This is a genomic window from Flavobacterium bomense (assembly GCF_003970355.1).
The window spans coordinates 58,152-70,678 of the sequence record NZ_RYDJ01000012.1; the positions used below are offsets into that span (position 1 = coordinate 58,152).

At 32.7% G+C, this 12,527-nt stretch carries 12 protein-coding genes; 3 read left to right on the forward strand and 9 right to left on the reverse strand.

Annotation, left to right across the window (positions count from 1 at the left end; all coding sequences use genetic code 11):
• Positions 1-8: 8 nt before the first annotated feature.
• From EKL98_RS11020 to EKL98_RS11030, 3 genes are all read right to left on the reverse strand, one after another.
• Positions 9-809: an outer membrane protein assembly factor BamD gene (locus tag EKL98_RS11020; protein ID WP_126553631.1), complete on the reverse strand. Its 801-nt coding sequence runs from the start codon at positions 807-809 to the stop codon at positions 9-11.
• Between the two features lie 175 nt (positions 810-984).
• Complete coding sequence (gene dapA, locus EKL98_RS11025) at positions 985-1,866, reverse strand: 4-hydroxy-tetrahydrodipicolinate synthase (RefSeq protein ID WP_126462933.1); 882 nt, start codon at positions 1,864-1,866, stop codon at positions 985-987.
• A 6-nt stretch (positions 1,867-1,872) separates the two neighbouring features.
• A complete protein-coding gene (locus EKL98_RS11030) occupies positions 1,873-2,391 on the reverse strand; it encodes a DUF6913 domain-containing protein (RefSeq protein ID WP_126562408.1) in 519 nt (172 codons plus the stop codon).
• Positions 2,392-2,438: 47 nt separating this feature from the next.
• Here EKL98_RS11030 and EKL98_RS11035 point away from each other — a divergent pair, with 47 nt between their 5' ends.
• Both EKL98_RS11035 and EKL98_RS11040 read left to right on the forward strand, forming a co-directional pair.
• On the forward strand, positions 2,439-3,248 hold the full coding sequence (locus EKL98_RS11035) for a 5'-nucleotidase C-terminal domain-containing protein (RefSeq protein ID WP_126462935.1): 810 nt from the start codon (positions 2,439-2,441) through the stop codon (positions 3,246-3,248).
• A gap of 139 nt (positions 3,249-3,387) precedes the next feature.
• The gene (locus tag EKL98_RS11040; RefSeq protein ID WP_126462937.1) at positions 3,388-4,299 is read left to right on the forward strand and encodes a bifunctional metallophosphatase/5'-nucleotidase; all 912 of its coding nucleotides are present in this window, start codon (positions 3,388-3,390) and stop codon (positions 4,297-4,299) included.
• A 268-nt stretch (positions 4,300-4,567) separates the two neighbouring features.
• Here EKL98_RS11040 and ligA read toward each other — a convergent pair whose 3' ends face one another.
• From ligA to rpsF, 6 genes are all read right to left on the reverse strand, one after another.
• Positions 4,568-6,586: an NAD-dependent DNA ligase LigA gene (gene ligA, locus EKL98_RS11045; RefSeq protein ID WP_126562461.1), complete on the reverse strand. Its 2,019-nt coding sequence runs from the start codon at positions 6,584-6,586 to the stop codon at positions 4,568-4,570.
• A gap of 73 nt (positions 6,587-6,659) precedes the next feature.
• Positions 6,660-7,133, reverse strand: a complete 474-nt coding sequence (locus EKL98_RS11050) for a DUF6495 family protein (protein WP_126452452.1) — start codon at positions 7,131-7,133, stop codon at positions 6,660-6,662.
• 110 nt (positions 7,134-7,243) lie between these two features.
• Positions 7,244-10,408: a TonB-dependent receptor gene (locus tag EKL98_RS11055; RefSeq protein ID WP_126562410.1), complete on the reverse strand. Its 3,165-nt coding sequence runs from the start codon at positions 10,406-10,408 to the stop codon at positions 7,244-7,246.
• A 94-nt stretch (positions 10,409-10,502) separates the two neighbouring features.
• A complete protein-coding gene (gene rplI / locus EKL98_RS11060; protein ID WP_126462941.1) occupies positions 10,503-10,946 on the reverse strand; it encodes a 50S ribosomal protein L9 in 444 nt (147 codons plus the stop codon).
• A gap of 66 nt (positions 10,947-11,012) precedes the next feature.
• A complete protein-coding gene (rpsR, locus tag EKL98_RS11065) occupies positions 11,013-11,309 on the reverse strand; it encodes a 30S ribosomal protein S18 (RefSeq protein ID WP_007138295.1) in 297 nt (98 codons plus the stop codon).
• 5 nt (positions 11,310-11,314) lie between these two features.
• A complete protein-coding gene (rpsF, locus tag EKL98_RS11070; protein WP_035671622.1) occupies positions 11,315-11,656 on the reverse strand; it encodes a 30S ribosomal protein S6 in 342 nt (113 codons plus the stop codon).
• A 166-nt stretch (positions 11,657-11,822) separates the two neighbouring features.
• On the opposite strand from rpsF, the gene EKL98_RS11075 reads away from it, so the two are divergent.
• Entirely contained in the window at positions 11,823-12,518 is a 696-nt protein-coding gene (locus tag EKL98_RS11075; RefSeq protein ID WP_126553621.1) for a LytR/AlgR family response regulator transcription factor, read from the forward strand.
• The last annotated feature ends 9 nt before the right edge of the window (positions 12,519-12,527 follow it).

The window sequence follows — 12,527 nt, forward strand, 5'->3', positions numbered from 1 at the left end:
GACTTTATTTATTTAGTAAATTTTTGTAAATCTTTTTCTATTTGAGCTAACATTTGGTTCGCTACTTTTATATATTTCGTTTCAGCATTAAATTTTATCAAATTTGCTTGCGCTGTTTTTGCAACATTCAAACGTTCTTCCATTTTTGCAGGAACACTATTTATTGCCAGTTGGTAAGCTGAATCTAATTTAAAAAACAATGCGTCCTCTTTTAGTGGTGTTCCTGGATAATCTGCAACAAAATTATCTAAAGCAATTATCGCTGATTTAAAATCAGAAATCGTATGGTATCCTTTAGCATTTTCAAAGACTTTTTTTTGTATTTTCTCGCTAAGCATTTTAACGGAAGCATTGGCATCAGCCAGATATTCTGAGTTTGGATAACTATCAATAAACAGTTGTAATTTATCCAATGCTTTGTTCGTGTCCGTTTGATCTAGACTATAAGAAGGAGAAAGCATCGAGTAACTTTTTGCCCCTAAATAAGCTGCTTCTTGTATTTTTTCGCTTTTAGGATATCCTGAAACAAAGCTTTCAAATTGATATCCTGCTAAATAATATTGCTTTGTCTTGTAATAGGATTGCGCAAACATATAAAACAATTTTTCTGCTTGAGGCTTTCCTCTGTATGCTGGGCCAATCTGCTCAAAAATACGAATTGCTTTAGAAAATTTTCCTGTATCGTATAATTTAGTCGCCATTTCAAACTTGACAGCTACATCTTCGGTTTTTAGTGCTCTTTGGTATTCGTTACAAGAACTAAAAAAAACTACAAGAAGCAATAGAGATATTATTTTTTTACTCAACATTTAATATTGTTTTTTAGATTTCGTGAATCTTTGATTTCATTTTTTTGCTTTTTTCATGATTCCTTTGGCTGAAACAACCTAGCAAATCATACCGAAGTTTCGGTGGCAAATTTAGTTATTAATTTAGCGACTTCAAAATATATTTTTTGTTTAAAAAAATGCTACTTTTTCATCCTTATTTATTCATTTTTTTTACAAACTGATCAATTCTATTTGCTAGTGAATCATCTACTTTTACCAGTGGCAAACGCACTGTATTTTCAGAAATCCCTAGTGATAGAAAGACTTGTTTAATTCCTGCTGGATTTCCCTGCTCAAAAATCATGTCAATACAATCTGATAAAAGATACTGTGTTTTGAACGCTTCATCTGTCTTTCTGTTTAAGCCCAATCGAATCATTTCAGAAAATTCTTTAGGGAAACCTTGACCAATAACTGATATCACACCTGCTCCACCTGCTAAAACCATTGGTAAAGCTATCATATCATCACCAGAAATTACAAGAAAATCTTTTGGTTTGTTTTTCAATAATTGCATTGCCTGAACAAGATCTCCTGCTGCTTCCTTTATGGCTACGATATTTTCGAAATCATTTGCCAAACGCAGAACAGTCGAAGGCAACATATTACTTGCCGTTCTTCCCGGAACATTATATAAAATCACTGGAATGGGAGAGGCTTCAGCAACAGCCTTGAAATGCTGGTAAATCCCTTCCTGAGTAGGTTTGTTATAGTACGGAGAAACGGAAAGTATTGCCGTAAACGCAGTTAAATCTCTTGTTTTTAACTCTTCAACAACTTTTAAGGTATTATTACCTCCTACTCCAAGCACTAAGGGCAAAGTGCCATTATTAGCTTCGATTACAGTACGGATGACCAATTCTTTTTCCTCTGGAGACAAAGTTGCATTTTCTGCAGTGGTACCCAATACTACCAAATATTCAATTCCTCCATCGATAGAAAAATGTACAATTCTTTTTAAAGCTTCGGTATCTATTGAAAAATCTTGTTTAAAAGGAGTTACAAGAGCAACACCTGTTCCTATTAATAATTGCATATTATTTTATATTTTGTTTAATAATTTTAAATATTTGAATAACTCACTTGAAAAAATACGGTAACTATTAACCTCTGTTTTAATCATGAAATGATTTAATCTTTGGTCTATGGATGAAAAACCAACCTTGAATTGTGCTTTTGAATTATGGGTAACTTGCAATAAAATTGCTTTTTCTATATCGTAATAGCTTATTAATAAATCGGATTTTTCATTGCTAAAAGCATTAACCTCCGTGGATGCAATTTGTCCTTTCCAATTGAGATCTCGAGCACTAAATATAGGATATTTTTTTTCGCTAATTCGTTTTAATTTATCGTTATAAACAATAATTTTGATATTTTCAGGCAAAATTCCATAGGATAAAATTTCCTTTACCAGCAATTCAGTCTCAGCAAAACCAGTAGTATCAACGACTAAACCAATTGTTTGCACACCAGCCACAGATCCATTACTTTTTAAATTCTGAAAGCTGTTTTTTAATGTTTTTTTTACAAAAAAATTCTTTATATAATTTAAAAACATAGTACTTTTACTTGATTACAAAATTAATTAATTAAGTTGCATTTAAAATGGTAAATCTAAAAAAGTATAACGACGTTTCTAAACTTTTTGTTATATTCTTAACATTTTTATTTGTTGCTTCGTGCAGCAAACAAAATTACTATGTTACTAAAATTGAAGGAAAACGAATTCCTGTCACTGAAAAAGAAAATCAAGTCTCTACTACAGACCCCATAGGAAAACAAGCCCTGCAAATTGAAAATTTCATCAAACCGTATCGGGAACACATCAATAAAGATTTAGATAGTGTCCTTGCGTATTGTCCGGAAACATTAGACAAGAGTTCTGGAAAATGGCAAACTACAATTGGTAATCTGATGGCCGATGTCACATTAAAACGAGGTAATGTTGTGTTTCAAGCTAGAGAAAAAAAGAATATCGACATTTGTTTGCTGAATAGCGGAGGGATTCGCTCTATACTTCCAAAAGGGAATGTCACCGCCCGAACGGCTTTTGAAATTATGCCTTTTGAAAACAGTCTGGTCGTTATTGCGCTAAAAGGAGAACAAATCCTTGAAATCGTTTCCTACTTTATTGCTGAAAAAAAACCGCATCCATTAGCTGGATTAACCTTTACTATTGACAAAAACAATCTTCCAAAAAATATATTGGTTCAAGGAAACCCTGTTCAGCAAGAAACTATTTATTATGTAGGAACCAATGATTATTTATCAAATGGTGGTGACAATATGAATTTCTTTAAAAAAGGAGTTCAAAAATTTGATTTAGAGTACAAACTACGAAATATACTGATTGATTATTTTAAAGAAGTGGATACTATTCCTGTGATAAATGATGTTCGGATTACGGTTGAATAAAAAAGGGTAATAAACAATCCAAAGTAATTTTGAAAACATAAAGCATAGCCCCGATTAAAGTGAAAATCCTTTTTTATCGTTTTTTAACGATAAAAAAGATTGCAACGAAAAGCGGGAAATAGCTCCAAAAAAATATAAAATGAAAAGAAGAGAATTTATTGAGAAAACAGCTGCTGGATCAGCTTTATTAGGTTTAGGTGTATCCTTGAGCAGTTTTGAGTGGTCTAAAACCAAACAACTAACAATTTTACACACCAATGATGTACACAGTTATATTGATCCTTTCCCAGCAGATCATCCCAGAAATGCTAATATGGGCGGTGTGGCCCGAAGAGCCGCTTTGATTGAAACGATTCGGAAAGAAAATCCAAATGTATTATTGCTGGATGCAGGCGATATTTTTCAGGGAACCCCTTATTTTAATTATTACGGAGGTGAATTAGAATTCAAATTGATGAGCATGATGGAGTACGACGCTTCTGCAATAGGGAATCATGATTTTGACAATGGTGTAGAAGGTTTGCATGCGCAAATGCCACACGCTAAATTTGAGTTCCTATCTGCCAATTATGATTTTAAAAACACGGTGATGGATGGTTTTGTAAAACCCTATAAAATATTCAACAAAAACGGAATAAAAGTAGGTGTTTTTGGACTCGGGATAGAGCTTGCTGGCTTAGTAGACAAGGCAATGTATAAGGAAACGGTGTACAATGATCCGATTGAAACGGCTCAAGATATGGTTCGGATTTTAAAGAAAGAACAGCAATGTGATATCATAATTTGTTTGTCTCATTTAGGGTATAAATACAGAGACGAACCTGCCAAAATATCTGATTTAAAATTGGCCGAGCTGACTCAGGATATAGATTTGATTATTGGTGGACATACCCATACTTTTCTGGACAAACCAACGGTTATAAAAAATCTTGTAGGCAAAGAAGTTTTAGTAAATCAGGTAGGTTGCTATGGTATAAATCTGGGTAGAATTGATTTTTATTTGGATAACAATAAAGCAAAAGCTTTTGAAGGAAAATCGATCATAGTGTAACTGTAATCGATTTTTTCGATGAAATTAAACCATTTTATACCAATTATTTTTTGAACAAAACCAACCGTTATTCTATTCATTGTTTATTTTTAAGTCCGGATTTAAACTTTGGGCATTAATTCCAAATTTATAAAAACAGATTAGCGTGCTATAAATAAGACCAATTGTTTAATAACATAGAACATTACTATGTAAAAACACCTTTACAAGAATTTCAAACAATACATCAAAAAACAGACAATTAATATTCTGGCAAAAAAATATATTTTTAATCAGTCTCTGCAGTAGAACTATGAATTAAATTGATAAAATCATCTTCTGAAATTATTGGGACATTTAGTTTATTGGCTTTATCTAATTTAGCAGGCCCCATATTGTCTCCAGCTACAACATAATCCGTTTTTGCTGAAATAGAATTCCCTATTTTGCCTCCATTATCTTCAATTGCTTTTTTCAAATCGTCTCTGGAAAATTTCTCAAAAACTCCTGAAACTACAAAAGTCTTTCCTGAAAGTTTATCCGTGGCATTTGGATTTATTTTTTCAAAAATTTCAAATTGTACGCCATGTTTTTTTATTCTCTCAATGATACTTCTATTTTCTTGATTTTCGAAAAAATCAATTACGCTTTGTGCAATTCGGTCTCCAATTTCATCCACTAAAATCAAATCCATCAAAGTCGCCTGACCCAAGGTATCAATGTTTTTATAATGTTTAGCCAATTTCTTCGCTACTGTTTCTCCTACAAAGCGAATTCCAAGTGCGAACAAAACGCGTTCGAAAGGAATATTTTTCGAATTAGCAACACCATTCACTAAATTTTCAGCTGATTTTTGTGCCATTCGCTCCAATGGTAAAATCTGATCTACCGTCAATTCATACAAATCGGCATAATTATGCACTAATCCATTATTAAAAAGTAAAGCTATCGTTTCTCCGCCAAGACCTTCAATATCCATGGCTTTTCTAGAAATAAAATGCTGAATTCTTCCAATGATCTGCGGTGGGCAACCATAAAAATTTGGACAATAATGATTGGCTTCACCTTCACTTCTCACTAATTTTGTATTGCATTCCGGACAATGCGTGATGTATTTTGTAGGCTCCGAGACATCGGATCGTTTTGTTAAATCGACTGCTATAATTTTGGGAATAATCTCTCCTCCTTTTTCTACAAAAACAGTATCTCCTTCACGAATATCTAGCTTTTCTATTTGATCTGCATTGTGTAAAGAAGCCCTTTTTACAATGGTTCCAGCTAATTGAACGGGTTCAAGGTTAGCCACGGGAGTTATAGAACCAGTGCGTCCTACCTGATACGAAATAGAATTTAATTTTGTTGAAACTTGTTCTGATTTGAATTTATAAGCGATGGCCCAACGAGGCGATTTAGCAGTAAAACCCAGTTCCTCTTGATAATGAAAAGAATTTATTTTAACTACTACGCCATCCGTTTCATAAGGAAGAGTATGTCTATGAGTGTCCCAATGATTAATGAATTCAAAAACTTCTTCTAGATTACGAGCCAGTTTTGCTTCTTTGGGTGCTTTAAAACCCCAATTTCTTGCCGTTTCTAATCCTTCAAATTGCGATTTAAAAGGCAAATTATTGCCAATTAAAAAATACAACAAACAATCCAAAGGTCGTTTTGCCACTTCAGCACTATCTTGCAATTTTAGACTTCCTGAAGCCGTATTTCGAGGATTTGAATAGGGAGTTTCTCCAATTTCTATTAGTTCCTGATTCATTTTATCGAACCCGGCAAAGGGCAAAATGATTTCACCGCGAATATCAAATGTCGCAGGGAAATTTCCTTTCAACTTAAGCGGAATTGATTTTATGGTTTTAATATTATTAGTCACATCGTCCCCTTGAAAACCATCGCCACGCGTAACAGCACGTTTTAATTTTCCGTTTTCATACGTAATACTGATAGAAGCTCCATCGTATTTTAGTTCACAAGTATATTCTAATGGAACATCTCCTAAAACCTTCTGAACACGTTTTTCCCAATCGATTAATTCTTCTTTGGAATAGGAATTATCCAAAGAATACATTCTATATTCATGCGGAACGGTTTGGAAGTTTTTTGTTATTGTTCCCCCAACTCGTTGCGAAGGTGAATTCTCATCAAAATATTCCGGATACTGGCCTTCAAGTTCTTGTAGTTTTTTTAATTTCAAATCAAAGTCATAATCAGAAATTATTGCATTATCTAACACATAATAATTATAGTTGTGCTGATTTAATTCCTCCCTTAATTTTTGAATTGTATTCTGAATATCCATAGAAAATAAATTGGCCATTTTAGTTTTGAAAAAGTGTACTAAAATAACCAATTAAAAATAAATAGCAATACAATTACGATGCTATAATAGTATTTATTTGTTGGTACAATAGACCATCACTCAAAAACGAACCTTGCTGTATTAATTCAAAAATTGAAGAATTTCGTTCTTCTGTAAACTCTTTTTTACCCACTTTCATTTCAATAGTATCCGTAAACATATTATCGCTAAGCCATTGCAATCCTTGTTTGGTCAAGAAATCAGTTTCTGGAACTAAAGATTTCAAGACAATTGATTGCACATGAGTATCAAAACAATGAAAAAGGAAAATATGATTTTTAGAAAAATGTTCTAAGTAGGTTGCTTTTGAAAGTACTCCTTCCCAAACCAAATCAGAAAACACATCTAATTCTTGTTCGGCAACTTCCGGTTTTTCTGCTTTTATTTTATCCCACTCGGCTTTATCGATAGTCTGCGTTGCTAAAAAAGTACTGAATTCCTGATTCAATTCCTCAAATTGTTCTTTTGTTAATCTTGAGTATTTCATTATTGCGTTTTAATATTTAACTTTTGTTTTTTAGCTGTTTTTTGAATTTATAAAACAAAAAAAGCCCTCTCAAACGAGAGGGCAAATTTAATCTATATTTTTATCTTTTTTTAGAAAATATATCTAATTCCAAACTGTGCCTGCCATCTTGATAATAAACTTGCATCATAGTTGAAGGTTTTGGTTTGAGTACCGTTAAAAGTATAGGTTGGTATTTTTGTAGTTTTATCAACAGATACTCCAATTGGCTGTACACTTGTTGGTACTTGAACCAATCCCCAATCCGAATTAATCAAATTACCCAAGTTCAGTACATCAATACTAAATTGAATGGTATTCGTTTTATTAGAAGCTGAAGAAATTTTAAAATTATAATCTTGCATTATTTTAAAATCCCATTTTCCTCTCCATGGAGACAGCGCACCATAACGCGCTGCGTACTGACCTCTTCTATCACTCAAATAGTTATCCTGCTTGATAAAGGCATCAAATGCGGCACCTTGACTAACTCCTCCTGTAAATAGCATAGTACTTATTTCGGCTGAAGTTGGTATATAAATTAAATCATTTCCAGTTGCCCCATCATTGTTAATATCTCCACCATACGTATAATTAAAACGGCCTCCTTGTGCGTATTCAAAGAAAGTCGATACAGTAGTGGCCCATTTGTCATTAGTACCGTACTTCCATTTTTTTGAAGCTACGCCTATAAAACGGTGCGTATCGCCATACTTAGAATCAGATAAAACCGCATCATTCACATTCCCCAAAGCCGGATTAAAAGCAAAAGCATCACCCGTAATTTCTGCTTCAATAGAATTAACATCCTGTGACTTCAAATAGTTGTAAGCTAAACTTGCGAACAATCCATTGTCAAAAGTCTTTTGTACTTTGACAGAAGAGTTGAATGCACTTCCTTTATTGGTATTCGTCAATACATATCCATTAGTTCTCGCCGGAAAACCATAATCTGTCCAAGTACCATAATCCGCACTACCGTATATTGCTCTATTATCAACACCTGTCAATTGACTTGTTGGTCTTTTTAATCCCCAATTTTGTATATGAACCCCATTTAAATCTTTATTATAAGACATGTCTATGGTTACAATATAATCATTTTCGAATTTGTGATCAAATCCTAAACTCGTTCTCCAAACCTGTGGAAATTTAAAATCTTCGTCTACTACTTGATAGAAAAATGGGTCTATACCACCTACTTGATTTCCAATCCATACAAAAGGAAGCTTACCGGTAAAGATTCCAGTACCTCCGCGTAACTGTTGTTTTTTATCTCCATTAATATCCCAATTGAAGCCAACTCTTGGCGACCAAAGTAAATTATTATTAGGTAATTTAGTTGAATCAAAATTCTTTATACTTCCATCAGCTGGGTTGTAATAATCAATATTTGGCAAATATCCTTCTGAATTATCTGTGTCAATAAATTTTTGAGCTAATTCAGATGTATTGAAATACAATGGTTTATCAGCTCTTAATCCATAGATTAATTTGAAATTATCACTGATATTCCATTCATCCTGAACGTAAAAAGCTAATTGTCCTACTGTCGTTTCAGCTAAATTCCAACCCCCATCAACACCGTCTTTCAATGCATTTTTTGTATCAAAAGTTGTTTGTGCGTTTTTTATTGCAGTGCTGTAATAACCATTTGCAATATTCGCATCAAAACCTGCCATATTTGTACTTCCAAAAACATCAAAACCATACCCTTTTAGGTTAAATGAATTTTTGAAAATGAACTTTTCGAATGAGAAGCCTACTGTATAGGTATGATTTCCTCTGACAATATTTAAATTATCAGTAATTTGAATTACTTTTTGATCTAATTTATTATTGATAGAGAAAGGCTCATGACCTGCTATAATGTAAGGCGAACCATCTTTAGTAATTGTAATTACAGGCGCAGGAGTAGAAAAAGGATTTCTAAAATCATTAAAATGAGTATAACCTGCTTGTAATTTATTAGAAACCGTCTCACTAAATTTAGAATTTAATTCTACTAAAAAAGAGCTAATTTGGTTGTTAATTTGGTACCCTGAATTTTCAAATTGTAACGTATTTACATCAATTCCTCTACGAATAATAGCGGTAGGATGTGCAGGCTTATCTTTTGAAGCATCTAAAAAATTATAAATAACAGCTAGTTTATGGTTGTCATTAATATTCCAATCCAACTTTACAATTCCTTTACTTGAATTAGAATTATGTGTAAATCCTTGATAAGCTCCCGTATTATAACCTAGCTTTCCTAACTCAGTAGATACATGCATTAAATCAGTTTCTAATACTCTGGATTCATTCACTCCAGTAGTTCCATTTCCATCATTAGCAACAAAATTTGATCCTGAATCGCTTCTTTTATCAATTTCAAAATTGGTAAAGAAAAACAATTTGTTTTTAACAATTGGACCACCAAGACTAAAACCGGTTTGTGTTTGCTCTAATGAGGGCACAAATATTTTTTCTCCTTTAATTTTATTACCTGTCATATCCTGATTTCTATAAAAACTATAGGCAGTACCATGGAATTCATTTGACCCTGATTTAGTGACTGCATTTACAGAAGCTCCAGTAAAACCAGATAATGTAACATCATAAGGAGCAGTGGCAACTTGAATTTGTTCGATTGCATCCAATGAAATAGGCTGAGAGCCAGTTTGTCCACCCGGAGTTGCTGCATCTAAACCAAAAGGATTATTAAAAACGGCACCATTAAGCGAGTAACTATTGTATTGATCGTTTCTACCTCCAAAAGAGCCTCCACTTGCTGTTGGTTCTAAACGGGTAAAATCATCAGCTGATCTAGAAATTGAAGGCAGCGCTGATAATTCTCTTCTACCGATAGTGGTTTCTGCACCAGTTCTTCCACTTTGAAAAACTCTATTTTTAGAACCTACTACTTTTACTTCCGCTAATTTCTGACTTTCATCTTTCAAGACAACATCTAAACTGAATACTTTACCTAAATCAAGGTAAACATCATTATATTCTTCACTTCTATACCCTACATAGGATACGACAATTTTGTAAGGACCACCAATTCTCATATTCAACATACTGATTCTTCCATCCGCATTAGATAACGCAGAATACTTAGAACCTGTTGGAATATGTATTGCCTGAACCGTCGCTCCAGGAAGCGTCTCATTGCCTGAACCTCGCACAATCCCTTTGATGCTAGAAGTTGTAGTTTGCCCAATGACAGCACTGAAACTACATAAAATTAATAATAAAGTAATGATTTTTTTCATTTGTGTAAATGTGTTATTTTGGGTGCAAAAATAAACAAAAAAAAATCACTCCTAAGAGTGATTTTAATAATTTATTAACAATATGTTAACAAATTTATGCTTTTTCAGCAACAATTTCATAATCCAATTCAACTATTACATCTCTATGCAAACGAACGTTGGCAGTATATTTACCAGTACGTTTAACAATTCCGCTTGTGATGAATTTTCTATCAATTTGTTGTCCACCTTTAGCTAAAGCTTCAGCGATATCAATATTCGTGATTGAACCGAATAATTTTTCACCACCTGCTTTTGCAAAGATTTTAATTTCGATAGCTTTCAATGCTTCAGCCAATGTTTTTGCATCATTAACTACTTTAGCTTCTTTATGAGCTCTTTGTTTTAGGTTTTCAGCTAATACTTTCTTTGCAGAAGATGTTGCTAAATGAGCGTGTCCTTGTGGAATTAGAAAATTACGTCCGTATCCGTTTTTTACAGAAACGATATCATCTTTAAATCCTAAATTTTGAACGTCTTGTCTTAAAATAAGTTCCATGTTGTTGTCCTTTTATATAGAAGTTAGGTTTCGTATTTCAGAAAACCAACAACTGTTAATTTTTTATTATTTTAGTAAATCAGCCACATATGGCATTAATGCTAAGTGACGTGCTCTTTTTACAGCAACAGACACTTTTCTTTGGTACTTCAATGAAGTTCCTGTTAAACGACGAGGAAGTATTTTTCCTTGCTCATTAACAAATTTCAATAAGAAATCAGCATCTTTATAATCAATATATTTGATACCTGATTTTTTGAAACGACAATACTTTTTAGTTTTGTTTGTTTCTATATTTAAAGGCGTAAGATATCTGATATCTCCGTCTTTTTTTCCTGAAGCCGATTGTTGTAGTGTAGCCATGATAATTAAGCTTTTGTAGATTTTAATTTAGTTCTTCTTCTTTCAGCCCAAGAAATAGCGTGTTTGTCAAGACTTACAGTCAAGAAACGCATTACTCTTTCATCACGTCTAAATTCAGTTTCAAAAGCAATAAGGACTTCTCCTGCTACTTTGAATTCGAATAAATGGTAAAAACCACTTTTTTTGTTTTGAATTTCGTACGCCATTTTTTTAAGGCCCCAGTCTTCTTTCGACACCATTTCTGCTCCTCTACTAGTAAGAAAATCTTCAAATTTGCTTACTGTTTCCTTTACCTGAACTTCAGATAAAACGGGATTTAAAATGAAAACAGTTTCATAATGATTCATAAATATATATTTATTTGTTATTTGGGTGCAAAAGTAATCAATATTTCTTATCTCACAAACCTTATTTCGTTTTTTTGCTCTAAATTTAAAAAAATCGATGATATTATTTTTATTTCTAAATAAAAAAGTAGTAAATTTACTTAACCATATCTAATACTGAAATTTTATGAAACTAAACTGTGTTGTAGTTGATGATAGTTCTATCCAGAGGATAATTATTGCAAAGTTAGTTAATAATAATCAAAATTTACACCTAATAGGGGATTTTTCTAACGCTATAGAAGCAAAAAGTTGCATGGCTATTCACAATGTAGACTTAATATTTCTAGACATAGAAATGCCTGTCATCAGTGGTTTTGATTTTCTAGATGGCTTAAAAGTAAAACCCCAAATTATTTTCATTACTTCCAAGGCAGAATACGCCATGAAAGCGTTTGATTATGACGCAACAGACTACCTTCAAAAACCAATCGCAATTGATCGATTTAACGCCTCTGTAAAAAGAGCTATTGATTTTCATTTACTTAAAAAAGAAAATAAAGAAAATGAAGGCGAGCATATTTTCATTAAAAGTAATTTGAAAAAATTGAAAATTTTCACTTCTAAAATAAAATGGATTGAAGCCTTTGGAGATTATGTCAGAGTCGTTACTGAAGAGGACACTAATCTGGTACTCTCTACAATGAAATCTTTTGAAAATGATCTGTCAAAAGATAAATTTATCAGAGTTCATAAGTCCTATATTATTAATATCGATAAAGTAGAGCGCTTCAATAGCAAATATGCCGAAATTGGGATGACAAAAATTCCTTTAAGCCGACACAAAAAAGAAGATTTAGTACGAGCCCTTTCCTTTTCTTAATTTCCATTT